The sequence below is a fragment of the Marivita sp. genome, from assembly GCF_051859345.1.
Taxonomy (GTDB): Bacteria; Pseudomonadota; Alphaproteobacteria; order Rhodobacterales; family Rhodobacteraceae; genus Marivita.
Map to the genome: position 1 here is coordinate 62318 of NZ_JBHYFV010000005.1, position 25843 is coordinate 88160.

Consider the following 25843-nt stretch of genomic DNA (forward strand, 5'->3'; position numbering starts at 1 on the left):
AAGCGAATGAGGACTTTGCCAATGACCCGTCATGTGCGTACAGCGATTTTTCCCGTAGCCGGACTTGGAACACGGTTCCTGCCTGCCACCAAGGCAACTCCGAAAGAGTTACTTCCGGTTCTGGACACGCCATTGATCCAGTACGCCGTTGATGAAGCACGACATGCCGGGATCGAACGGATGATCTTTGTCAGCCACCCGTCAAAAGCCGCGATTGAGCGGCATGTGATGGAAGACGCCCGGCTGACACGAGAATTGCGCGCGCGAGGGAAGGAAAATGCGGCCGAGGCTTTGTCCGAGGCGGCTCTGTGCCCGATCGAGGATGATGTGCGCTTTGTCATGCAGAACGAACCCAAAGGGCTTGGACACGCGGTGGGCTGTGCAAAGGATCACGTCCTTCCCGGTCCGGTCGCGGTCATTCTTCCGGATGATCTTATCCTTGGTCCTGTCGGATGCCTGACAGAGATGGTCAAGGCATATGAGGCTGGCAAGGCGGGGCATCTCGTGGCAACGATGGAAGTGTCCGAAGACCGCGTGCATCGGTACGGCGTTCTGTCCGTGACTGGTAAAGATGGGCCCATCGTTTTGGCTGATGGCATGGTGGAAAAGCCCAAGGCGGAAGACGCACCATCCCGTCAGGCCGTGGTCGGCCGGTACATCCTGGATGCGTCGATATTCGAAGCATTGGAGACACAGACATCCGGCGCCGGTGGAGAAATCCAACTGACCGATGCAATTGCGCGTGGTGCGACCAGCCTCGGTCTGGGCGGTTTTCAATTCTCTGGCACGCGGTTCGATTGTGGATCGAAAGCCGGAATGCTCGAGGCGACGCTTGAGTTGGCTATGGAAGATCCGGACTGCCTTGCTGTTCTCAAGGAACGCGGTTTGGTGGAACAGAGGCCCGCTGTTGCCGCCTGACGCGCTTGTCATGGGAACGCTCGCTCTTGCGTGGCCGTAACGATCAACACAAAGCCGCTTTCGTTTCTTGCCGACGCATGATGATATCGGCCAGTAAGCCGCGCTGGCGGCAATTTCATTGCGTGGAGGCCAATCCTTGAAACACCGACAATTGCTCCAATCAGGCAAAACAGTCTCCGAAGTTGGTCTGGGCTGCATGAGCTTCGCGGGCGCCTATGGCGCAACATCCGAGAAAGAGGCCCACAACACGCTGGCCAAGGCGTTGGATCTGGGGGTCGATTTTCTGGATACGTCGAATGTCTATGGGCTTGGTGTTTCCGAGAACATCATCGGGACGTTTGTGAAGGGTGATCCCACGAAATTCACGATCGCCACCAAGGCCGGCATCTGGCGGGACAAAGAGCATGGCACGCGTGGCTTCAACAACAAACCCGATCACCTGCGTTCGGAACTTGAAGGGTCATTGAAACGGATGGGTCTCGATCACGTTGATCTCTTTTATATCCACCGACGCGACCGTGAGATCGAGATCGAAGAAGTGATGGAGACGCTTCTTGCCTTGAAAGAGGAAGGCAAGATTGGTGGGATCGGCTTTTCCGAAATCGCTCCGGCATCGTTGCGGAGGGCCTGTGCCGTTGGCACGGTAGACGCTGTGCAAAGCGAGTATTCCCTTTGGTCGCGCCAACCGGACCTTGGTATCCTGCAGACTTGCCGCGACCTTGGCGTTGCTCTCGTGGCCTATTCCCCGTTGGCGCGTGGGATGCTTTCGGATGTCACGCCCGATCCCGACACGTTCCTGGACACCGATTTCCGCAAGAACACACCCCGCTTTGTCGCGCCGAATTTCGGGTTCAATCTGCCCTATATCGAAGCGTTTCGGGCCTATGCGGCAGACATTGGTACAACCCCTGCCGCTTTGGCGATTGCGTGGTGCCTTGCCCGCGCAGAGCATATCATTCCGATCCCCGGAACGCGAACCGCCACGCATCTGGAAGACTGTGCAACGGGTAGTGCGCTGAATCTTTCAGACAGCATGATGGCCGAGATCGAACAGATCCTGCCATCCGGTTGGGCGCATGGCGACCGGTATACAGCGGCGCAATGGGCTGGGCCGGAAAAGTATTGCTGAAAAGGTCAGACCACGTCAGGGCGCGGTCTGACGAGTGTCTTAGTCTGCGCCTCTGATCGAAATGCCTGCATCCGGGTCAGGCCGCAGAACCGTCTGCACAAAGAAGATCGCAGCGGCGAGTCCCACGCCAAGCAAATCGGTGATCCATCCACCTTCGATCATGAAGAGAGCTGCAAAAATCAGCATGATCCGAAGGAACCATGCTGACCGGCTCCCAAGGAACCAGCCCTGCACACCAGAGCTTAGAAGGAACACGCCGAAGGTCGCTGTCACACCGGCGCGGGCCACTTGAGGCCATGTGCCATCCATCAGGATCGCGCTGTTGTAGAAGAACATGTAAGGCACGATGAAGGCCGCAATGCCGATCTTGAACGACGCGACCGACGTCTCCATCGGGTTGGCCCCGGAAATCCCGGCGGCGGCATAGCTCGCCAAGGCCACAGGGGGTGTGATCGCCGACAGAACGGCAAAGTAGAAGACGAAGAAATGTGCGGTCAATGTCGGGATACCCAATTGGACAAGTCCGGGTGCCACAACAGATGCAGCGACGGCATAGGCAGCCGTTGTCGGCATACCCATGCCAAGCAGGATCGCGATACACATTGCAAAGAACAGCGCCAGAATCTGGCTCACACCTGCAAGGTCAAGCAGGACCGAAGAAAACCGCGCCCCGACACCGGTGAGGGAAATCACCCCCACGATGATCCCTGCACAGGCACAGACCGCAATGATCTGGATCGACATGATGCCCGCCAGCTCGAACGCCTTGAAGATCGAGCGTAGACCCATGCGATGTGGTGTGAACCATGAAACAACCGCTGCCGCGACAGTGGCAAGGGTGCCGGCGCGGATCACCGAATACCCCATGAAGAGCGCGGCAATCAGGATGATGATCGGAATGAACAGGTAGACCTGCTTTACCAGCTTGTTGAACTTCGGCAGTTCATCTTCCCGCATTCCGCGCATGCCAAGCTTGGCCGCCTCGAAATCCACCATGAAATAGATCGACACGAAATAAAGCACGGCCGGAATGATCGCGGCGATAGCGATCTCGGTATAGGGAATGCCCGTGATCTCGGCCATGATGAAGGCACCGGCCCCCATGATCGGCGGCATGATCTGGCCACCTGTCGACGCGGCGGCTTCAACCGCACCGGCGGTCTTTTTCTCGTAACCGACCTTCTTCATCAGCGGGATCGTAAGCGACCCGGTCGCAACCACGTTTCCTGCCGACGTGCCGTTGATCATGCCCATGAGGCCGGACGCGAAAATCGCCACCTTGGCAGGCCCACCGCGGGCACGGCCCGCAGTCGCAAAGGCAAAGTTGACAAAGTAGTCGCCTACCTTGGACGCCTGAAGAAACGCGGCAAAGATGATGAACAGGATGATGTAGGTCGAGGACACCGCGGTGGTCGGTCCAAGGATACCGGCATCGGAATACACATGGCCGAAGAAACGCTGCCACGAATAGGGGTTCTGAACCGTCAGGATGCCAGGCAGCATGTGGGCTGTGAAGGTATAAACCAGAAAGACTCCGGTGATGATCACCAACGCCAAACCCGCAACACGGCGGGTCAGTTCCAGGATCATCGCCGCGCCCGCAGTCGCGGCAAAGGCGACACCAACTGGCACAAATGGCGTTCCGACCGAATTTCGCGCGGCGGTTCCATAGATGGCGATCAGATAGATTGCGACCACGATACCGCACAGGGCAAGAACAATATCAGATGCCGCAAAAAGCTCTCTGCCACGGCGTTCAAACCAACTGATGACGATGGCACCAAAGGTCGCGATGAGAAGGGGTACACCAAACCACCAGACTTCACTGGCGTAGATTTCGGTGCCGGGAAAAGCGGCCCAAGTGGTCAGCCCGCCCATTTCCGGCAAAGTCCCGGAGGCAATCAGATTTCGAAATCCGATGGCACTGACACCCGCGATCATGGCGGGGATGATCAGCAGCACGGACAAGAGTGAAATCAGGCGTGTTTCCTTGTGCGGTGTGCCATCGTCGGAAAATGTGTGCGCCGAGAACAAGAGGAACCCAAGGCCCAGAGCGCCCGAGATGTGCACGATGCGGAAGTTCCACGTTTCAAGTGGAAACTGCGGCAGGAACGGAATTTCGAGTCCCGTCCAATCCGAAATGGAAACACCGTTGAGCGCGATCATGTGGAACGCAGCATAGATCGTCGAAAGACCAGCCATCAAAAGATAGGCGCGTCCCTGAAAAATGCGACGATTGCTTTCAACAGCCTCTTCATCGACCCCTTCGGCAAGGATCGGCGCATCAAGCTCCTGGTCAGTCGTCTCGGTCTTGGACCCCGTCATGGTGTTTCCCCCCGGATGATGGCTGCGGTACTCTGAACGATACGCTTCTTGCACCATCCTTTAAAAAAGACCGCGCTCACAAGTGGGGCGCGGTCCTGTTCGGCAAGTGTTTGCACGCCGAATGACAACGTGCAGATCAGGTCCGACGATTAGCCGCCGTGGATCATGTCCGCAGGAATGTCCGCACCTGCGTTTTCACTGAACCAACGTGCGGCACCCGGGTGCCACTTCATGACACTGTTCTTGTCCCAGTGTTCGGGCAAGGTGGCCGTTGCAGCGCGGTGAATGTTCACCATGCGCTCGTTGTCAGACATCACTACATCGACAGCCGCGTTGACGAAGCTTTCTGGCAGATCGCAGTTGGCAATCGCAAAGTTCCACATCGAAACCGAACGGGCCGGGGCTGTCAGGGTTTCATAGGCGTTTTCCGAAATCTCGAAGTTCGACACCGGGAAAGCTGCCTGAATTTTGGCCTGCTCTTCTTCGGTGAACTCGATGATGTTGATGTCGGTCTGAACCTCAAGCTGCGATACAGCCGGCACCGGAACACCGGCGGCGAACGCGATCACGTCCAGAAGACCATCCTGAAGCTGACCACCAAGGTCGGACCAGCCGCCGTTGCGACGTTCGAAATTGACGCCAAGCTCTTCCATCATGCGTGGAAAGTAGGTGTCCGAGGTCGAGCCCGCCGGGCCAAAGCCGATCCGAGCGCCATCGGGGATCTCAGAGATGTTGGTGATCCCGGAGGACGACAACGCAGTCACCGAGAAAGGTGTCTGATACATCGGGAACATCGCACAGGCATTGGTCATCTGAAGACCGGGTGCAATCGGGTTGGTCCCGGCCAGAGACTCTGCCGCCGGACCCATTGTGGTCATGCCGAACTGCGCGTCACCTGTGTGAACCAGCGCCATGTTCTGCATCGGTCCACCAGTGACTTCGCCACCGCCGGAAATGCCCAGCTCTTCCGCAACAAGGTTTGCCCATCCGGCGCCGTAAGCGAAATAAGTGCCGCCTTGCGAAGCGGTTCCGACGGTGAAGCTTTCTGGCCAGCCCTCACGATCCTGGGCCATGGACATTGTAGCCGTGATAGCAGCAACTACGAATGTTCCGGTCAAAGTCGTAAATTTCATGTATTCCTCCACAGTTTGCGCTCGTCGAGTGCTTTTCTAGCATCCCTTAGCGGATTGTCCCGCGGCGCACCTCCTAGGGTATAGGGGTCGATTTCATTGGTTCAAGGTAAATCGGTATGTTCAAACGGGGCAAACTGGTTCAGATTTCGCCGATCTGCGCATAGTCGAAACGGTCCAAGAGACTGCAATCAAAAGAGGAAACCATGCGAACATTCAAGATTGCCGCCATCCCCGCCGACGGTATCGGCCCAGAGGTGATCGCCGCAGGGCGCGAAGTTCTGTCCGTACTGGCGCAGCGGATGGGGGATCTGGAATTCCAATTCACTCAGTTCGATTGGGGGTCTGATTATTACAAGACACATGGGGTCATGATGCCTGATGATGGTCTTGAACAACTCAGGCCGTTCGATGCCATCTATTTCGGATCCGTGGGCGCACCGGACGTGCCCGACCATGTCACGCTCTGGGGATTGCGCCTGCCTATCTGTCAGGGCTTTGACCAATACGCCAATGTACGCCCGACCAAGATCCTCCCGGGCGTCACCTCGCCCCTGCGCGGGGTTGAGGTCGGCGATCTGGACTGGGTGATCGTGCGCGAAAACTCGGAAGGGGAATATTCCGGTCACGGTGGGCGGGCTCACAAGGGTATGCCCGAAGAGGTCGGGACCGAAGTGTCGATCTTTACCCGCGTCGGCGTGACCCGTATCATGCGGTACGCGTTTGCAATGGCTCAATCCAGGCCACGCAAGCTTCTGACCGTGGTGACCAAGTCGAACGCCCAGCGCTTTGGCATGGTGATGTGGGACGAGATCGCAGCGGAAGTGGCACAAGAGTTCCCGGACGTGACGTGGGACAAGATGCTGGTCGACGCGATGACCGTGCGCATGGTCAAGAACCCGCGCTCTTTGGACACCATCGTGGCGACCAATCTTCACGCGGACATCCTGTCTGACCTTGCCGGTGCTCTTGCTGGATCGCTTGGCGTCGCACCAACCGCGAACATCGACCCGGAACGGCGCTTCCCGTCGATGTTCGAACCGATCCATGGGTCGGCTTTTGACATTACCGGCAAAGGGATCGCCAACCCGGTTGCCACGTTCTGGACCGCAAGCCAGATGTTGGATCATCTGGGCGAAGCCAACGCATCGGCGCGCCTCATGCGGGCGGTCGAAAGGGTCTGTGCGGATGGCGTTTTGACCCCGGATGTCGGTGGCAACGCCACAACACAGGACGTGACTGACGCTGTTTGCATAGCGATCCGGGGCGAAAACACCTGACACGTTCCTCACCGGGCTGCCGGTCAGCGCGCCGCGCTGGCAGTGCCCAAGGATACGCATGATTGTCACTGACTTTTCAGGTCAACCTTCGGTATACAGCAAAGCATGACTGAAACGCTGACCAAATCCACGGGATATGCAGGCGAGCCTCTTCAGCGGCGGGGCTTTTATCTTGTGGCGGGGTTTGTCGGACTGTGTGTGATCGCGTTCGCCAGCTATCTGGCGCTGGCGTCCTATTTCCTGCGGACCGAAGCCGCGCAGACACCAGAGCGTGCGCAGTTCTTTGCGTCCTCCATAGACGACGCACTCACCCGGCTTGAACACCTTCCTTACGTTCTGTCGATTGACGAGACCACGCTTGCGGCGCTGGTCGGCGGCAACAGCGCCGACCTGAATCCAATTCTGGCAGACATCGCGACGCGGGCCGGCGCAGAGTTTGTCTATGTGCTCGACATCGACGGCAAGACGATTGCGTCGTCCAATTATCAGGACACAGACAGCCTTGTGGACAACTACTACACCTTCCGGCCGTATTTCCGGGATGCTTTATCCGGAGGGGCGGGGCGGTATTATGCCGTCGGTGTGACAACGGGCCGACCGGGGTATTTCATCGCTGAGCCGATACGGGACGCAGATGGCACGATCCATGGAGTGGTGACCGTCAAGATCGGGTTCGACGATCTGAGCCGCGCGCTGTCCGGCAATGGGGAATTGGTCCTTGTTGCAGATGAGCAGGGGGTCGTTCTTGCCAGTTCCAATCCCGAGCTGATCTACGGTTATCTGTCGCCGCTGTCGGATGTTGACCGCCGCACACTGGAAGAGCAGCAGCAATTTGGCGACCAAACGCTGTTTCCGCTTGATTGGTTGCCCGAAAGTGAACGCCGGGCGCGTCTGGATGGCACTGCCTATGTCTGGACAACAGCCTTTCTCGAACAGGAAGACTGGTCGCTGCATTTGTTGTCGGAGGTTCGGAATTCTAGGCGGCAGGCGCTATTGTACGTCGCTGGCGGCTTGATGACACTGCTTCTGTTGACCGTGGCAGCCTCTGTGTATCGTGCCGCCCAATTGCGCAATGCGCTGGCACTCTCGAACGCCGACCGAAATCGCCTGACCCGCGAAATTGAAGAGCGGCGTATCGCAGAGAAAAAACTTGAATCCGCCCGCAGCGAACTTGCCCAGAAAGAACAGCTTGCCGCCTTGGGCCAGTTGTCAGCTTCAATCACCCATGAGCTTGGGCAACCGATTTCGGCGATGCGCAACTACCTCGTTGCCGAGGAAATCGCGGCCGATGCCGAACCTAACAGGCTTTTCCCTCAGCTTTCGGGATTGGTTGACCGGATGCAGCGTATCGTTGACCAGTTGCGCTTGTTCGGGCGAACCTCGGCGTCGTCTGCAACTACCTTTCCGGTGCGGGACACGGTTCATGCAGCGGTGCAACTGGTTCAACACACGGCACGGGCTGCTGGAACACGCCTGGATGTCACGTTGGCCATAGAAGACGCTGCGGTCCGCGGACGACCCGAGCGGTTTGAACAGGTGATCGTGAACCTTCTTCGCAACGGAATTGATGCCACGCAGGGAATTGATGACGGCTTTGTCGCCTTGTCGATGGTGGAACAGGACGGGTTTATTGTTCTGAGCGTGGACGACAACGGGCCTGGGTTGGGTGATCTCAATATCGACGATTTGCGCGCACCGTTCTTCAGCACCAAACCTTCGGGGCAGGGTATGGGGCTGGGTCTTGCCATTTCGGGTCAGATCATCAACGAAATGGGTGGAACGCTTCATGCCGAGAACAAACCTGATGGCGGTGCCCTTTTCGTGATCAAACTTCCAAATCCGAACCCAACCGATGCCTGAGAAACTCCGGGTTCTGATTGTCGATGATGACACCGAGATGCGCCAGTCCCTGGCGGTCTTGCTTGAACGTTCTGGTTGGATCACGGACGCCGTTGGCAGCGCAGAAAGTGCCCTGACCCGACTTGAGGCCACGGCACCTGATGTAGTGCTGTCGGATGTCCGGATGCCCGGGAAGTCCGGTCTTGAATTGCTGGAAGAGATGTCAAAGCGACCCGCGCCGCCGCTTGTTCTTATCTCGGCGCATGGCGACATTCCCATGGCGGTGGATGCGATTCAGAACGGGGCCTATTCCTTTCTGGAAAAGCCCTTTGAACCTCGGCGACTATTGACTGTTCTCAAACACGCTGCCGAACAGCATCGCCTGTCGGACATGACCAGACGCATGCGTGAACAACTTGTGTCACTGTCGGGGCTGGATCGTGTGCTGCTGGGCAGCGATCTGCGCGTGGCAGAGTTGAAAGCTGAAGCGGTTGACCTTGCCATGGCTGACGGTCCGGTTCTGATTACCGGGGAAACCGGAACCGGCAAGGAACTGGTTGCGCGCGCGTTGCATCGTTTGGGGCCGCGCAGGGACAGGGAATTTGTTGCGGTCAATTGTGCAACACTCGCCCCAGAAAGGGTCGAGGAACAGGTGTTCGGGACGGCGCACACGCTTCTGGGAAGTTTTCGCAAGGCGGATGGTGGCACGTTGTTTCTGGATGAAGTGGCAGCATGCCCGGTCGAAGTGCAGACCAAGTTGCTCAGGGCGATTGAGACCGGTGTGATCCATCCCGTTGGAACGGATGACGAGGTCCAGACCGATGTGCGCATCGTCGCGGCCACCAACGAAGATCTTGGGCCGATGGTGGGTGCCGGCAAATTTCGCGCGGATTTCCTGTTTCGCCTGAACACGTTCGAACTGCGTCTGCCGAGATTGATGGATCGCGGGGACGACATTGTCATGCTGTACGAGCATTTTGTGTCGCAACTTTGCGAAACCTACGAAATCGGGCCAATCGACATGACGGCGGAAGATGTTGCGGCGCTGTTGGCGCATCAATGGCCGGGAAATGTCCGCGAACTACGCCACGTTGCGGAACGCCGCGTGCTGGCCGCGCGCCGCGGTGCTGGTTCGGTGGCTGATGCGCTCAAGACCGATGATTTGATTGATGACGTGCCCGCCACCTTGCGGGAAGCTGTGGCGCGGTTCGAAAAAACGTTGATCTCGCAGGCGATCTCGAACCATGGCGGGCGCATGGACGCTGTTGCCGAGGCGCTGGGTATTGGTCGTCGCACGCTCAACGATAAAATCGTCAAGCTGGGTTTGGAGAAATCCAAGTTGCTGGAGTGACCTCTGCGGAATTCCGCAGGCGGTGTTGTCGCTAACCTGCGGATTGTTTCCTACCCCTTTTGCGTTCCTTTGCGTAAGGTGACGTCAGCGCTGTTAAGGTGCACATACTGGGAGGACTTCATGAAATACTTCAAGACCGCCGCGCTTGCGGCGACAATCGCTCTATCTGGCGTCGCTGCTCATGCTCAGGATGAGGGCGGAAGCTATGTGTTGACCACGGCTTCGACAGGCGGGACCTACTATCCCGTGGGTGTTGCCTTGGCGACGCTGGTGAAAGTCAAACTCGAACCGAGCCAGAATATCGGCATGTCCGCGATCAGCTCTGCGGGATCGGGCGAAAACATTCGCCTTCTGCGCGAAGGCGAAGCGCAGTTTGGCATTTTGCAGGGTCTGTTCGGCTTCTACGCGGCGACAGGCACGGGCCCGATCGCAGAGGTCGGACCGCAGGAAAATCTGCGCTCTGTTTCGATGCTGTGGCAGAACGTGGAACATTTTGTTGTATCGTCCGACGTGGCGCCGACAGGCACGCTTGCAGACATGGTTGCTCTCAAGGGTGAAGGAATGGCGATGGGCGCGCAGAACTCTGGGACGATCGGATCGAACAGAACGATCCTGTCCGGTTTTGGCGTTGACATCGACACTGATTACGAACTGGTCTACGGCGGCTACGGTCCGGCCGCAGAAGCACTGCAAAACGGTCAGGTCAAGGGCATTGGAGCCCCTGGTGGTGTTCCAGTTGGTGCGATCAGCCAGCTGATGGCATCTGCCGGTGACAGCGTGACGCTGCTCAGTCTGACAGAAGAAGAAGTGGCGATGGCGGATTCGGATCGCGGACTCTGGACGCCTTACACCATTCCGGCAGGGTCATATCCGGGTCAGGACACGGATGTGCAGACTGTTGCACAGCCGAACTTCCTTGCCACAAATGCGGATTTGCCGGAAGAGCACGTCTATCAGCTCACCAAGGCGATTTACGAGAACCTGCCCTTTCTTCAGGCCATTCACCCCGCAACCAAGGTGATGAGCATCGACAGCGCAATTGCGGGGCTTCCGCTGCCGTTGCACCCCGGTGCGCTGCGCTATTACCAGGAAATCGGATTGGACGTTCCCGAGCGTCTGATCGCCAACTGATCCAAGCAATTTCGGCCAGCCCGCGTTTGACGTGGGCTGGTTCTCTGATGTTTGGGTGGAACCATGTCAAAGAATGAAGAAGACGAGGACGGAGGCCGCCTCCGTTCGTTCGATGGGCTTGCCGACAAGGCTGTGTCGACCATCTGTTTTGTGATCGCTGTCACGCATATCTATGTGGCCTTTGATCCGATTCTGTCGGAGCTTCAGCGTAATGCGTTTCACTTTGCAGGCTTCGCCCTTCTGGCCGCCCTGTTTTACCCGATGTGGCGCGGATCGTCCGGAAAAGCGGCACCACTCGCGATTGATCTGACATTGGGTGTGGCGGTTGCCCTTTCTGCTGTTTGGCTCGCCCAGGCCGAGAACGCGATCTATGACAGAGGTGTCAAGTTTTCCACGCCGGATTGGATTGCGGCCAGCATTTGTATCGTCGGTGCGATCGAACTGACACGTCGCGTGGCTGGTATCATCATTCCCATTCTGATCATTTCATCGCTCACCTATGTGGCCTATTGGGGGCGCTTCGTCGGCGGTGTGTTTTCGTTTCCCGGCCTCAGTGCGGAAACCGTCGCGTTTCGGTCGATCTATGGCGATGACGCCATGTTCGGGACGATAGCGCGCATCTCGTCGACCTATGTGTTCCTGTTCATAATTTTCGGTGCGTTCCTTCTGCGTTCGGGTGCCGGTGAATTCGTGATCAACATGGCCCGCGCCGTGGCGGGCAAGCTGGTGGGTGGGCCTGGCATCGTGGCCGTTATCGCGTCCGGTTTGACCGGTACGATCTCTGGCTCTGCCGTTGCCAACACAGCCTCAACCGGAGTGATCACCATACCGCTGATGAAGCGCGCAGGTTTTGCGCCGAAATTCGCGGGCGGAGTCGAGGCTGCGGCATCGACGGGAGGGCAATTGATGCCACCGATCATGGGCGCAGGTGCCTTTGTGATGGCCAGCTTTACACAGATCCCCTACGAAACGATTGTGGCCATCGCGGCCTTGCCGGCGCTGTTGTATTTCTTGTCTGTGGCGTTCTTCGTGCGTATCGAAGCCCGTCGCAACAATCTGCAACCGATTCCCGATGAAGGCCAAACGCTATGGTCTGCCTTCAAGGAAGGCGGCGCGAGTTTCTGCATTCCGATTGCCACGCTGATCACTCTTTTGGTCATCGGGTTTACCCCCACCTACGCGGCGGTGTTTGGTATTCTTGCCGTGATCGCCTCCAGCTGGCTGACCAAGAATCGCATGGGTCCAAAGGCCGTCGTCGAGGCGTTTGTGATGGGCTCCAAAGGCATGGTGCTGACGGCAGTTCTGCTGTGTTCCGTCGGGCTTGTCGTGAACGTCATCGCGACGGCTGGGATCGGCAACACCTTCAGCCTGATGATTACAAGCTGGGCTGGCGGCAACATTCTGATTGCCCTGATCCTTATCGCGCTGGCGAGCCTGGTTCTTGGCATGGGTCTGCCTGTGACAGCGGCCTATATCGTTCTTGCGACGCTGTCGGCCCCGGCGCTTTCGGGCATGATCAGCGATCAGTTCGTCATCACGCAACTGGCGGCAGGCACGCTGCCCGAAGCAGCCAAAGCTGTATTGTTGTTCGGGGTGCCGGATCAGATCGAGATGCTTAGTCGGGAACTGACCCATGCCGAAGCCGCCGGATTGATCAAAGGCCTGCCGATCGAGATTGCGGCGCCTTTGCGCGATCTGGTTGTGCCGCCCGCTGTTGCCACAAGCGCGATACTGTCGGCACATATGATCATCTTCTGGTTGTCACAGGACAGCAATGTGACACCACCAGTCGCGTTGGCTGCCTTTACTGCGGCGGCAATTGCCAAGGCGCCCGCCATGGCAACAGGTGTGGCCAGCTGGAAGCTTGCCAAAGGTCTTTACATCATCCCGGTCCTGTTCGCGTACACACCGTTCCTGTCCGGAGACTGGCCCGCCATGCTACAGGTCTTCTGTTTCGGCACTGTTGGGGTTTACGCCCTGGCAGGGGCGTTGCAGGGATGTATGGAAAAGCCCTTTGGTCTTGTCATGCGGGCGCTTTGCCTTGCTGCGGGACTTGCGTCTTTGTGGCCGGATCATTTTGTTCTGAACATTGCCGGGGCACTTGCCGTGTTTGCGTTGTTGTTCTCGAACATTCGATACGGAAAAACGCCGGTGACAACCGCGACTGTAGCGTCTTAGACCCTATCGCACGAAAGCCGGATCACTTCAGGAATAGGCACAGTCCGGTCCCCGATCCAACGGCGTATCGATTGTGATTTCGGTTGGACTCCAATCGAAAATCGCAAGCGCCTGACCACTGTCAAAGCCCACATAGAGCGTTCCGGTCTCAGGCTGGAGCGCAACCCCCTCGGCATCCGATCCGAAGTCCGAAAGCGGCGAGACGGAAAGAACCCGCCCATCTGGGGCCAGTTCAAACAGGCTGTTGCGGCCCTCGTTGTCATCAACCACAAGGATATTGCCGGAATAAGGGTCGCGGGTGACTCCTTGCGGTTCGGTCATGCGCGGATCGAAGGTGTCACCGAACAGTTCCATCAACACGGTGCCATCGGGCGCAATACGCATGAGCCGAGACGGGTCGTCTTCGACCACGAGGAAACTGCCATCCGCATCCTGATGCAGACCCTCGGTGTCATAAAGCGTATCGCTAAGGCGAAAGGGCGTGTCGATCGGTCGACCTTCGCGCGTCAAGCGACGGAATTCACCCCAGCCATTCGCGATCAGAATGCCCCCGTCTTCGACGGTAAGACTGCGCACGGACCGCATGCCTGCGTCAAACCGGCGAAGCTCTTTGCCAAAGGTGGATAACAGGACCACTTCGTTGCTTTCGTTGGCGACCCAGATGCCACAGACCAATGCGTCATAAGCAATGCTCACCGCGCGAAAATTCGCAATGGTTTCCCGGTGATAGATGTCCGCAATGGAAGGAGTGGCAACACAGGTGGCACCTGCGACGACCGCACTGGCCAGAAATTTCCGCATCCGTGACCTCCTGCTGATCCCTGAAACCTGTTTCAGCGCGCCGGGATTTCAAGGCAGACGCGCATTGTGTCATTGGTCTGCCAAGCATCTTGCGGAAACACACTGCTTGTTCCGTCCCGGACAACCATGCCATCTTTGCGCCCAGCCGCCGCAAGCTCTGTGGTACGAACGGGATGATCCAGATGAAAAAGCACGTCATCGTCATTGGCGCGGGCATCGTTGGTGTTTCCACGGCCATCTGGCTCAAACGCTTTGGCCAGGAAGTAACTGTCATTGATCGCGACGGTCCGGGCCAAGGTACGTCTTTTGGCAATGCGGGCCTGCTTGCCGCCTGCGCAATGGTGCCTGTGACGACTCCGGGTTTGATCAGCAAGGCGCCGAAAATGCTGCTTGATCGCAATTCACCGCTTTTCGCGCGCTGGTCCTATTTGCCGCGCATTACCCCATGGTTGGTGCGGTATCTCAAACATGCGAATGACCGCGACACGCGTCGCATTGCGGCTGATCTGAACGGCATTACGGCTGATACTGTTGCCCAGCACTTTGCCCTGACCGAAGGTCTTAAGGCGCGCGAATTCCTCAGGAAAAGCGACTACGCTTATGCCTATGCATCCCGTTCGGAATTCGAAGCCGACAGCTATTCCTGGGAACTGCGCCGCGAACACGGGTTCGAGCCGACTTTGATCGACGGGTCCGCGGTTCAGGAATTCGATCCGAATTTTGGTCCAAGCATCACATGTCTTGCCGTGGTCAAGGATCATGGTTTCGTCGTTGACCCCGGTGGCTATGTCGCTGGATTGGCACAGGAATTCCAAGACATGGGGGGGCGCGTACTTCAGGCCACCGTGCAGGACATCCAAACACGTGAAGGCATGGCGCCGCGGGTCATCACACCGGACGGTCCCATAGAGTGCGATAGCGTGGTTCTGGCGTCAGGCGCATGGTCAAAACCGCTGATGTCCAGCTTGGGCCTGAACATTCCTCTGGAAAGCGAACGCGGCTATCATATCGTGATGACCGATGCCTCTGGCGGCCCCCGCGCGCCGTCGATGATATCCTCCGGTAAATTTGTCGCCACACCTATGAAGGCAGGTCTGCGGTGCGCTGGAATTGTCGAACTTGGCGGCCTAGAGGCAGGACCGTCAGAGGCGCCTTTCGCGCTGTTGCGACGTCAGATCAAAGAGGCGTTTCCGTTACTCGAATTCGATCGGGAAGAGACATGGATGGGGCACCGGCCAGCCACAACTGACAGTTTGCCACTGATCGGACAAGTGCGGCAAACCGGGGTCTATACCGCGTTTGGTCATCAGCATGTCGGGCTGACTGCTGGCCCCAAGACCGGGCGAATGGTGGCAGGTCTGATTGCCAACCAGCCCACCAATCAGGATCTGACCCCGTTCGCGCCGCATCGCTTTGGACGCTGAGCATCTGTACTGCCAAACACCTCGATTTTTAAGTGTTAAGCTGGGATTTACATCCTCCTGCTATCCCAATCGCGGGGCGTAAGGAGTGTAGGGAATGGCGGTCGACAGAAATGTCGCGCCAGTCATTATCAAGCGTAAGAAAGTGATCGTTGCGGGCGGGCATCATGGCGGTGCCTGGAAGGTGGCCTATGCCGACTTCGTCACCGCAATGATGGCGTTCTTTATGCTGATGTGGCTGTTGAACGCGACGACGGAAAAACAACGAAAAGGGATCGCAGATTACTTTAGCCCGACCGCCCCGATCAGCCGCTTATCCAGTGGCTCGAACGGCATGTTCATGGGCGACAGCGTGTTTGCCGACGATGTACTGCCCCGGATGGGTGTTGGGGCCAGTTCCTTGCAGGAATCCACTGAAAACTCGGAAAATGAAGACGCGCAAGATCAGGCCTTCAAAGAGATGCAGGACATTCTTCTTGGTCTGGGGGGCGAAAGCATGGTCGAAGACCGGTGGCTTCGACATGTCGTCACACGGGTGACCGACGAAGGCCTTGTCCTCGAGTTCTTCGACGCCCCGGACGATCCATTGTTCACGGATGGTGCTGAACCAACCAAGCTGCTTCACGAGATTGTCTATGCTGTCCGCGAAGCCAGTAGACTTGTGAGCAATCAAATTGCAATCGAAGGCCATGTCGCCAAGGTACCTGTCGTGCGGATCGACGATCCAGTCTGGGATTGGTCAGCAGATCGCGCGTTCCGAATATCAGAGCTGTTGACGGGGTATGGGCTTGAACCAGATCGCCTGCGTCGGGTGACCGCCTACGGTGACCGCGAACCGATCGTCGACAACCTCATGGCTGATCGCAACAACCGGATTGAGGTCATTTACCTGCGATATTGATCCGATCCGATGAAGTAGATCGATTTTTATCCGTTAGGCCGCCGTTAAACCCATCGCCCTAATGGTGTGAGGACAACGTGTACCCACACCAGAAAGGCGTTTCATGTCGATTTCCTCTTCTCTCAGCGCGGGCGTCGTTGGCCTTGCGTCTCACGCAACCCGTCTGGCCACGATCTCTGACAACATCGCCAATTCGCAAACCCCCGGATACAAACGGGTCGAGGCCAATTTTCATTCAATGGTCGTGACGTCGGGTGGTGGCACCTATACCGCTGGCGGCGTGCGCACCACGACACAGCGCTACATCGACCAGAACAGTGCCATCGCAACAACGTCGAACGCCACGGATTTGGCGGTCAGTGGCCGGGGATTCCTTCCTGTTGCTCAGGCAACAGAGGTGTTGTCTGGTGTTGAGACTCCGCAAATGTTTCTGACGACAACCGGGTCGTTCAGAACGGATGCGAACGGGTATTTGCGTACTGCATCCGGTCAGGTACTTCTGGGATGGCCTGCCAATCTGGATGGGAGCATTCCCAACTATCCCCGCGCAACAAGTGAAGCGCTGGAACCTGTGCGTATCAACGTCAACCAGTTCAGCGGAGAACCAACCACGCGGATCGAATTGGGTATCAATCTCCCCGCGACCGAAACTGAAGAAGGCGGGTTGGGTGATCCGCTGACCCAATCGATCGAATATTACGACAACCTTGGTCGGGCCGAGACACTGGAGTTCACATTCACTCCGGTTGTCCCTGCAACCGGGACGTCCAATCAATGGACACTCGAAATTGTGGATAGCGCTGATCCTGCGACAATTATCGGCCAATACGATCTGGAATTCGACGATGCGAGGACACTTGGTGGAACCCTTCTGAGTGTCGGTGACGTCACTGGTGGCCCTTACGATGAAGACACCGGCATTCTGACGATCACGGCGCCCAGTGGTCCGATTGACATCAATATTGGTCGCCTCGGTTTGAACGAAGGCTTGTCGCAATTGTCGGATATTTTTGCACCGTTTAACATCAGCCGTGATGGCGCACCGGTTGGCAAGGTGACATCGGTGGAAGTGGACGAAACGGGTCTGGTCAACGCGTTCTACGATACGGGCACTACACGCACGCTGTATCAGGTTCCGCTGGTCGATATCCCCAACCCCAACGGAATGGCGGCCGCCGGAAGCCAATTATACATGCCAACACCTGAAAGCGGCAGCTTCTTCCTTTGGGATGCGGGCAACGGATCAACCGGGGACATCCTGTCCTTCGCGCTCGAAGAATCGGCAACCGATATCGCGAATGAACTGACCGAGTTGATCCGGACACAGCGAGCGTATTCCTCGAATGCCAAGGTCATCCAGACTGTCGATGAGATGTTGCAGGAAGCGACCAACATCAAACGCTGAAGCCCATAACCGAACAAGGACATCGTCATGAGTCTCTCCGGCGCACTTTCCAACGCGATGAGCGGCCTGACCGCGAACGCACGCGGCACAACGGTCATTTCTGCAAATATCGCGAACGCATTGAATGAAGGGTATGGCCGTCGGGAAATCAACCTAACAACGGATGTCAACCAAACCTCGGGTGGCGTGCGTGTGGCCCAGGTCACGCGTCAGTACGACCCCATTTTGGCCCATCAAAAACGCCTTGCCATGGCAGATTTTTCCGCAAATTCGGCCTTTGCGGCGTTTGGTACCGACCTGGAGCAATTGGTCGGAAGTGTCGATACGCTCGGCTCGGTTTCTGAAAAACTGACCAGGTTTGAAGCGGCACTTCTGTCGGCTGCGTCTGACCCATCTTCGGAAACGCGCTTGCGAAATATCTCTTTCGCGGCCGAGGGGTTCGCATCAGCACTTCGTGACGCCAGTGACGGGATTTCTGGTCTGCGGTCCCGTGCGGACCAGCAAATCGCTTCCGCAGTTGAAGAGTTGAACACCGGTCTTTCACGGCTCGAAAAACTGAATACGCAAATCATGACGGCAAAACATTTGGGGCAAGATGCGCATGCCCTGATGGATCAGCGGGACACCGTTCTAGATCATCTCTCGGAACTCGTACCGCTTCATGTGGTTGAACGCGACAGCGGTGTCATCGCCGTTTTCACCGCTCAGGGCCGCACCTTGTTGGACGAAAACGCGGTCGAGTTCGGATTTGACACACCGACGACTGTCTTGCCGCATATGACGGTTGGCAATGGCTTGCTGTCCAGATTGCAAATCAACGGACTAGCCGTCGATATTCCCGGATCCGGCATGATGTCGGGCGGGGTGCTCAGCGCACAATTCGAACTGCGCGACATCATTGCGCCACAAACTCAGACTCGTCTTGACGCAATCTCGCGCGATGCCATTGAACGCTTTGGCCCAGGTGGTCCTGATACAACCCTCGCCTTGGGTGATGCGGGTGTCTTTACTGACGCGGGTTCGGCCTTCACAACGGCAAATGAAACAGGCCTTGCAGGCAGGATTTCTCTGAACTCTGCACTTGGCAGTTCAAATGCGGATCCTTGGCGGTGGCGTGACGGGATCAATTCTCTTTCCGAAGGGGACGCTGGCCAAGCCGGACTTCTTCTTGCCTTGCAATCCCGGATGTCCCTGGCGCGTATTCCCGGATCGCCCGCATTGGGCACCTCACCCCAGTCGCTTGTCGGCCACCTTCAGGACCTGAGCAGTGACGTTGCATCCAACCGCGTCAGGTTACAGGACACGCGGGACTTTGCTTCGGCACATCTTGATGCTGTTCGTCAGTCGGTCGCGGCGGATGGCGTAAACACCGATCAGGAACTGCAAAAATTGATCGAATTGGAGAAATCCTACGCGGCCAATGCACGGGTTGTGCAGGTGGTCGATGACATGCTGTCAGAACTTCTCAGAATTTGAAGGAATATTCTATGCGCGCGATTGGTGATCTTGCCTCATACATGCTGTCCAGTCGGTTGCAGAGCGACCTGCGCAACAGCGCCGAAACCGCGGCAGAAGCTGCAACCACAGGTCTGGCAAAGGACAAGTCACGCCATCTTGGCGGTGCGACGATGGCGCTGTCACTTCTTGATCGCAAAGCTGTTCTGCTGGAACAACACCAACGCGGAATCGCAGAGGCGTCCCTGTTCGCCGGTGCCATGCAATCGACGCTGGGGCGAATTCAGGATCAGACCAGTCAGCTTGTTGCAAGCTTATCCTTGGTCTCTCAAGTGCAGCATTCGTCCGAACTGAAAACACTCTCCGAGACTACGGCAGGTGTCTTCGTGGATACCGTGAATGCAGTGAATTCCGAAATTGCCGGGCGGTCTCTTTTTTCCGGTTCAGCGACGCGGGCGCAACCGCTTCCCAACGGGCAGGCTTTGCTTGACATGTTGCGGACCGATGTCGCCGGTGCGGCTACGGCCGCAGATGTCTTGACAGCAATAGACACATGGTTCGACGCACCCGGAGGGACGTTCGAGACGGCAGTTTATCAAGGTTCGGATACAGGGTTCATGACGCTGCCCCTTAGCGCTGGTGACACGGCAACCTTTGGCCTGCGCGCGGACGGTGAAACCATGCGAGACCTGTTCAAGGCTCTGGCCAAAGGGGCATTGGCAGGCGATTCCGGTCTTGGGCTTGACCAGGGCGCGCAAACTCGCCTGCTTGACCAATCCCGCATTGACCTGTTGCGGTCGGACCGGTCCCTCACGGAAGAACGCAGCAGCCTCGGATTGACCGAAGCCATCGTCGAAGATGCCCGCGTGACAACTGATTCAGAACTGGCGCGTCTTGCCATCGATCGTCTGTCACTGATCGGTGTCGATCAGTTCGAAGCAGCGTCGGAATTCGAAGCCGCGCAACAGCAATTGGAAGTGTTCTATCGCATTGCAGCACGCCAAAGCCGAACTTCTCTGGCGGAGTATCTGAGATGAGAACCATGCTGAGTGCAATCATTATGCTGCTCTTGCCGGTAATGTCATTGGCGCAGGGTGTCCGCCTTAAAGACCTGGCGAATTTCGAAGGCGTGCGCGGCAATGATCTTGTTGGATACGGGCTTGTGGTCGGTTTGGACGGTACTGGCGACGGTTTGCGCAATTCACCGTTCACCGAAGACATGATGTCCAACATTCTGGAACGGCTTGGGGTCAATGTCACCGGAGAACAATTTCGCGCCAAAAACGTGGCGGCGGTAATCGTCACCAGCCAATTGCAACCTTTCGCGCGCGCCGGAAGCAAGATTGACGTCACCGTCTCGGCCATCGGTGACGCGTCAAGCTTGCGTGGCGGAACTCTTGTGATGACACCTCTAAATGCCGCCGACGGGCAGATTTACGCAGTGGCGCAAGGTTCGATCATTGCAGGTGGCGTTGTCGCCGAAGGTGACGCAGCGCGCACTGTTCAGGGTGTCCCAACTGCCGGAAGCATACCGTCTGGGGCGATTGTCGAACGGGAAGTTGCGTTTGACTTCGGCGAAATGCAATCATTGACCATCGCTCTGAAAAGCCCGGATTTTTCTACAGCATACAGGGTTGAGCGGGCCATAAACGTGGCCACCGGGGCATCAATTGCAAACATGTCCGATTCTGGAACAATTGCCGTGGATCTGAACGCATCCGGACAACGCTCTCCGGCGCATCTGTTGGCACAAATCGAAAATCTGCGGATCGAACCGGATACGCTTGCTCGGGTTGTTGTTGACCAGCGATCGGGTACCATTGTGATCAGCGAAAACGTCCGCGTGTCGCGTGTTGCGGTATCGAAGGGTAACCTGACCTTAACCGTGCAGGAACAACCTGTCGTTGTGCAACCCAACCCATTCGCGGAAGGCGAAACAGTCGTTGTTCCAAGAACGGGTGCGCAAATCGCAAATACACCAGCCGTGTCGTTGGCCGAAGTGCCGGGTGGAACGACACTGTCTGACGTGATCACCGGATTGAATGCGCTTGGTATCACGCCAAACGACCTGATCGATATTTTGAAAACGATCAAGGCAGCCGGTGCGTTGCATGCCGAATTTGTCGTGATGTGAACGCACTTTGCTCAGAGAAAAGGACATATTCAAATGATCGCACTGGCGGGCATTGCTTTCACATTTGTGATGGTTTTCGGCGGCTATCTGTTGGCGGGTGGTAAGCTTGGTATCATTCTGAAATCGCTCCCATTCGAGATGATGATGATTGGTGGCGCCGCTGTCGGGGCCTTCGCAGTGGGCAACACCTTTGCGTCGCTCAAACAAACTGGCAAAGACACAATGAAGGTGTTCAAAGGCAGTCAGTGGAAGGCCAACGATTACAACCAGTTGCTTCAGGTCCTGTATCAGCTGATCAATCTGGCGCGCAAGAATCCAGTCGGGCTTGAAGCGCATATCGAGAACCCAAAGGAATCGGACATTTTTTCGCAGTTTCCGAAGCTTTTGAAAGATCACACAGCGTTGGACATCATTTGTGACACGCTGCGGTCGGCCTCGATGAATTACGACGATCCGATGCAGGTGGAAGAGCTTCTGGACAAGAAGATCGATGAAACAAAACATCACCTTGAACAATCGGTTCATGGTTTGCAGTCAATTGCAGATGGCTTGCCTGCGCTGGGAATTGTGGCTGCGGTATTGGGTGTGATCAAGACCATGGGCTCCATTGACCAGCCACCTGAAGTCCTTGGAAAACTAATTGGTGGCGCTTTGGTGGGGACATTTCTTGGCGTGTTCCTGGCCTATTGTCTGGTGGCCCCTTTCGCGCTCAAGGTGAAGGCGGCGGCAGATGATGACATCAATTTCTATCGGACCATCAAGGAAGTCTTCGTGTCCCATCTTCACCAACACCCACCGAAGATCTGCCTCGAAGTTGCTCGTCAGGGCATCCCCCATCACTTCAGGCCGAACTTCGCCGCACTGGACGAAGCGTTGCGTTCGCTGAAAAGCCATGCTTAGAAACCTTCTGGCGGTTCTGCTCTTGATTTGGTGTCTGAGCCCACAAATCGCCGCCGCGAATACCGCAGTTGTGCGCGGCGGAGAACATGCGGAATTCACGCGTCTGACCATTTCGACGGAACGGCCAATCCTTGGCACTGAACTATTCGCGATTGGAGAACGGCAATATAACCTGCGCACGACTCCGGTGATTGACGTGCTCGATGTCAGCAAGATGTTTGATCGACTGAGCGCAAAGCGGGTTGATCGGCTTACCTTGACGGAGGGTGGATTGGAGTTGCTTTTGAATTGCGATTGCGAGCCTCAGTTGGACACCGAAAACGAACGCCTGATCGTGATAGATATCAAAAAACGGGCGGATGAAGCGGTTGTGTTGCTTCCGGAATTGCCTATTGCGCCCGGCGGTTTCCCCGACTCCTTGGTGACACATTCACGGCCGGTGAACGCGTCAGAGATATTCGATCTTGATTTCTCGGTTGTGGATAGACTGTCAAAAAGCATCGCCGCGCAAGTCAGCCAGAATTCTCATATCTCTGGATTTTCAGATGTCGGGACTCTTGCGAATGACGTGATTATGTCTCCTGAAAATCCAGTGACGAAAGCTCAATCTGACGACAGAGCCGGTAAGCCGGAAGAACCTTGCTTCTGGTCCGACTCAGTGTGGACTTTGATCGAAACGTCTTTCGAAGAAAGCGTGTCAGAGGAGGGTCGCGGTATTGATCACATTGAGGGTCGTGAGCTTCCGCTAATGGAGGGTGACCGGGCCGCGTTTCAGGATTGGGTTGTTGAATACCTTTCGCAGGGATTGTTCGACGAGGCTCAAAATGCCTTTGAAGCACTTCGTCCAACCCTGGAAGAGACCACGCGGTTCTCGAACTTCGTCAATGGACTTAGCGGACTTGATTCGCCGCGTCATACACGATTTGGACAATGTAATCCTTTGGCCGATCTTTTGGTTGCAACCTCATATGTCGGTTCTGATGTCCCCAAGGACCTCAAACTGGATTTGTTGCATAGCTTTGGCAAGCTGCCAGTTGGGCTTCAGATTGTTCTTTATCCAAGATTGGAATGGCTGTTGGAGGAGGCGTCTTCCGCACTTTTCCCTGCCTTGACTCTGCATCGAAACGCGGAACTGGCGCTTGCAGAACGCACGCCCAATTTGGCTGATAAGGTCGATATGGATATGGCTGATCCAGACAGGCTGGCAGCAGTGACGCTGGAGTTGCGCGGCACAGATCTTGAAAAAGAAAGCTGGTTGGCGACGTTCGCGTCGTATCTGGATCACCAGCGGTATTTCGATGCGATTGCAGACCTGACTTCCCAAAACCCCCTGTCCGATACCGAGCAGGCACATTCGGTTGCGGAACTTCTGGACCATCTTGTCACCCATGCAGATAGCGTGACTTTCGTCCAAATTGCCTTGGCAAATCTCTCGGATCTTACCCCACGGCCGTCCCCGACAGATCTGCAGCGGATTTCAGACCGCCTTGAGACAGAAGGATTTGGCGCTGAAGCCCGGCTGTTTTCGCGGACTTTTGCGACAAATCCATTGGAGTCGTCGTTGACGACAAGTCCACCTGTCAGTCGTGATAGCCGGGCGGTCGCCAACGACATTGAATCTTCCATGAACACGCCCAACAAGGTTGCGATCGAGCCAAAAGAGACCGATCCTTTGACTGTCGCAACTGCCCGGAAACAGCTTGAAACTGCAGGATCAGTTCGCAAGGCGCTGACCGAAAAATTTGGAAACTAGCCACGCTGTCAGAAAAAACATGGGAAAACTGATCCGGTCGCTGCTATCTGAAGAGGGAAATACAGAGAAAAGTAATAGGCCGCATGACCTTCAGGTTCGTTTCATCATTGCTGTTAGGGGTGTGGGTAACATTGGTCTCTGCCACCGCACACGCACAGAACCTCGGCACATCCAATCGCATCTCCTTTGGCTTGAATGGAATTTCCGACTGGTCAACCCAGCATCCGTTCATCGACTCGATGAAAACCGCGCGTCCCTGGATCGGTCACCTTCCCAACCAATGGGGTGGGATGGATTTCGAAAGCATGCTGAACGATGGCGTATTTGATCCGGACGGATGGCCCCAGGTCATTCCATCTGGTCTGACCAAACTCGAGACGTTGATCTTCACCGACCAACCCGAAGATGCGACACATCTGGCCGGGCGTTACCACCTCACTTTCGATGGCAAAGGAACGTTGTCGGTGACCGGTCGTGGGCGGGTCATTCAACGGGAAGACGGACTTCGGGTTTTCAGTTACTCGCCAGGACCCGGTGCTGTTGGTATCGCGATTAGTGCCACGGATGCGAGCGATCCGATCCGCAATATTCGTGTGATCAAGGAAGAGCATCTAGACGCGTTTGAGGCGGGTGCCGTTTTTAATCCAGACTGGCTTGATCGACTGGGTGAGGTCGACACCGTCCGGTTCATGGACTGGATGAACACCAATGATTCCAAGGTTCGGACTTGGGAGGATCTACCCGTTGCGACTGATTTCAGCTTTGCGTGGCGGGGTGTTCCGCTTTCGGTGATGATTGATCTTGCCAACCGGATGGATGCGGATCCGTGGTTTACGCTGCCGCATTTGGCAGACAATGATCTGGTCAAAAAGTTTGCGGAAACAGTGAAGGAAAGCCTTGATCCCGAGCGTACGGCACATGTCGAGTATTCGAACGAGGTGTGGAATTTCATCTTTGAACAGGCGCGATGGGCCGAACAAAAAGCTCAGGCACTTTGGGGCGAGGCAGGTGATGGCTGGATGCAGTATTACGGCATGCGGGCTGCGGAAGTCATGCAAGTCTGGACAGAGGTCTATGGCGCAGAGGCCGACCAAAGGATCCGGCGAGTGGTGTCTGTACACACGGGCTGGCCAGAACTGGAACAGGCTACCCTATTTGGAGATCACGCGCGGGACACGATTGGTTTTCCACCGGCAGAAATGTTCGATGCCTATGCTGTCACAGGCTATTTCGGATACGAACTGGGGGAGTCAGACACGCTGAAGTCCACGCTCGAAAAGGCAGAGTCGCTGGCCGCGTCTGATGGTCAGGCGAAAGGACTGTCGCGCGTCGCACTTCGAGAACATGTATTGAAAAACCGGTTCAAAGGTGTCGCAGACGACGCGGCAGAGCGGGTGCGGAACGGGTCATTGCGCGAATTGACACAAACGCTTTGGCCATACCATGCGAAGGCGGCAAGGACGGCTGGACTGGACCTGATCATGTACGAAGGCGGCACCCATGCCGTGCCAATCGGTATGGCGATCGAGGATGAACGGCTTGTTTCTTTCCTTGTTGAATTCAATTATTCTGAACAGATGGGGTCGCTTTACCGGGATGCATTGACCATTTGGGCTGGCCTGACAGACAGCCCATTCAACGCGTTTGTGGATGTCGCACCGCCAAGCCAATGGGGCAGTTGGGGTGCGTTGCGACACCTGAATGATGACAGCCCGCGCTGGTCCGCCTTGCGATCCGGAATGGCCAGCCTCACCGATGAATAACGTGCGTTTTTCCCACTATCCTTAAATTT

Annotated in this window: 19 protein-coding genes; 16 read left to right on the forward strand and 3 right to left on the reverse strand. The window is 56.5% G+C overall.

The window, feature by feature from the left end; genetic code table 11:
- The first annotated feature begins 21 nt into the window (after positions 1–21).
- Both ACTIEN_RS05250 and ACTIEN_RS05255 read left to right on the forward strand, forming a co-directional pair.
- Positions 22–918, forward strand: a complete 897-nt coding sequence (locus ACTIEN_RS05250; RefSeq protein ID WP_439522059.1) for a UTP--glucose-1-phosphate uridylyltransferase — start codon at positions 22–24, stop codon at positions 916–918.
- Between the two features lie 151 nt (positions 919–1069).
- On the forward strand, positions 1070–2047 hold the full coding sequence (locus tag ACTIEN_RS05255; RefSeq protein WP_439522155.1) for an aldo/keto reductase: 978 nt from the start codon (positions 1070–1072) through the stop codon (positions 2045–2047).
- Between the two features lie 39 nt (positions 2048–2086).
- Here ACTIEN_RS05255 and ACTIEN_RS05260 read toward each other — a convergent pair whose 3' ends face one another.
- Together ACTIEN_RS05260 and ACTIEN_RS05265 are read right to left on the reverse strand one after the other, a co-directional pair.
- On the reverse strand, positions 2087–4372 hold the full coding sequence (locus ACTIEN_RS05260; protein ID WP_439522060.1) for a TRAP transporter permease: 2286 nt from the start codon (positions 4370–4372) through the stop codon (positions 2087–2089).
- A 149-nt stretch (positions 4373–4521) separates the two neighbouring features.
- Positions 4522–5505 carry a TAXI family TRAP transporter solute-binding subunit gene (locus ACTIEN_RS05265; protein ID WP_439522061.1) on the reverse strand — a complete coding sequence of 328 codons (984 nt, stop codon included), beginning with the start codon at positions 5503–5505 and terminating at the stop codon, positions 4522–4524.
- A 203-nt stretch (positions 5506–5708) separates the two neighbouring features.
- On the opposite strand from ACTIEN_RS05265, the gene ACTIEN_RS05270 reads away from it, so the two are divergent.
- From ACTIEN_RS05270 to ACTIEN_RS05290, 5 genes are all read left to right on the forward strand, one after another.
- A complete protein-coding gene (locus tag ACTIEN_RS05270; RefSeq protein ID WP_439522062.1) occupies positions 5709–6782 on the forward strand; it encodes a tartrate dehydrogenase in 1074 nt (357 codons plus the stop codon).
- Positions 6783–6887: 105 nt separating this feature from the next.
- Positions 6888–8642 carry a sensor histidine kinase gene (locus ACTIEN_RS05275; RefSeq protein WP_439522063.1) on the forward strand — a complete coding sequence of 585 codons (1755 nt, stop codon included), beginning with the start codon at positions 6888–6890 and terminating at the stop codon, positions 8640–8642.
- Positions 8635–9972, forward strand: coding sequence for a sigma-54-dependent transcriptional regulator (locus ACTIEN_RS05280; protein ID WP_439522064.1), 1338 nt, complete (start codon positions 8635–8637; stop codon positions 9970–9972). Before ACTIEN_RS05275 ends, ACTIEN_RS05280 begins: the two co-directional genes overlap by 8 nt.
- Positions 9973–10092: 120 nt before the next feature.
- Positions 10093–11103 (forward strand): TAXI family TRAP transporter solute-binding subunit, encoded by a 1011-nt coding sequence (locus ACTIEN_RS05285; RefSeq protein WP_439522065.1) that lies wholly within the window; start codon positions 10093–10095, stop codon positions 11101–11103.
- A gap of 63 nt (positions 11104–11166) precedes the next feature.
- Positions 11167–13281 (forward strand): TRAP transporter permease, encoded by a 2115-nt coding sequence (locus tag ACTIEN_RS05290; protein WP_439522066.1) that lies wholly within the window; start codon positions 11167–11169, stop codon positions 13279–13281.
- A 27-nt stretch (positions 13282–13308) separates the two neighbouring features.
- Here ACTIEN_RS05290 and ACTIEN_RS05295 read toward each other — a convergent pair whose 3' ends face one another.
- Entirely contained in the window at positions 13309–14082 is a 774-nt protein-coding gene (locus ACTIEN_RS05295; protein ID WP_439522067.1) for a hypothetical protein, read from the reverse strand.
- Between the two features lie 182 nt (positions 14083–14264).
- Here ACTIEN_RS05295 and ACTIEN_RS05300 point away from each other — a divergent pair, with 182 nt between their 5' ends.
- The 9 genes from ACTIEN_RS05300 (at position 14265) to ACTIEN_RS05340 (ending at position 25814) form a co-directional block, all read left to right on the forward strand.
- Entirely contained in the window at positions 14265–15506 is a 1242-nt protein-coding gene (locus ACTIEN_RS05300) for an NAD(P)/FAD-dependent oxidoreductase (protein WP_439522068.1), read from the forward strand.
- A 94-nt stretch (positions 15507–15600) separates the two neighbouring features.
- On the forward strand, positions 15601–16404 hold the full coding sequence (locus ACTIEN_RS05305; protein WP_439522069.1) for a flagellar motor protein MotB: 804 nt from the start codon (positions 15601–15603) through the stop codon (positions 16402–16404).
- 103 nt (positions 16405–16507) lie between these two features.
- Positions 16508–17809 carry a flagellar hook protein FlgE gene (locus ACTIEN_RS05310; RefSeq protein ID WP_439522070.1) on the forward strand — a complete coding sequence of 434 codons (1302 nt, stop codon included), beginning with the start codon at positions 16508–16510 and terminating at the stop codon, positions 17807–17809.
- A 27-nt stretch (positions 17810–17836) separates the two neighbouring features.
- Positions 17837–19285, forward strand: coding sequence for a flagellar hook-associated protein FlgK (flgK, locus tag ACTIEN_RS05315; protein WP_439522071.1), 1449 nt, complete (start codon positions 17837–17839; stop codon positions 19283–19285).
- Between the two features lie 11 nt (positions 19286–19296).
- Entirely contained in the window at positions 19297–20301 is a 1005-nt protein-coding gene (locus ACTIEN_RS05320; RefSeq protein ID WP_439522072.1) for a hypothetical protein, read from the forward strand.
- Positions 20298–21398 carry a flagellar basal body P-ring protein FlgI gene (locus tag ACTIEN_RS05325; protein ID WP_439522073.1) on the forward strand — a complete coding sequence of 367 codons (1101 nt, stop codon included), beginning with the start codon at positions 20298–20300 and terminating at the stop codon, positions 21396–21398. The genes ACTIEN_RS05320 and ACTIEN_RS05325 overlap by 4 nt, the downstream gene beginning before the upstream one ends.
- A 33-nt stretch (positions 21399–21431) precedes the next feature.
- Positions 21432–22298, forward strand: a complete 867-nt coding sequence (gene motA, locus ACTIEN_RS05330; RefSeq protein ID WP_439522074.1) for a flagellar motor stator protein MotA — start codon at positions 21432–21434, stop codon at positions 22296–22298.
- Positions 22291–24051: a hypothetical protein gene (locus ACTIEN_RS05335; RefSeq protein WP_439522075.1), complete on the forward strand. Its 1761-nt coding sequence runs from the start codon at positions 22291–22293 to the stop codon at positions 24049–24051. The genes motA and ACTIEN_RS05335 overlap by 8 nt, the downstream gene beginning before the upstream one ends.
- A 290-nt stretch (positions 24052–24341) precedes the next feature.
- A complete protein-coding gene (locus ACTIEN_RS05340) occupies positions 24342–25814 on the forward strand; it encodes a hypothetical protein (protein ID WP_439522076.1) in 1473 nt (490 codons plus the stop codon).
- Positions 25815–25843 lie beyond the last annotated feature (29 nt).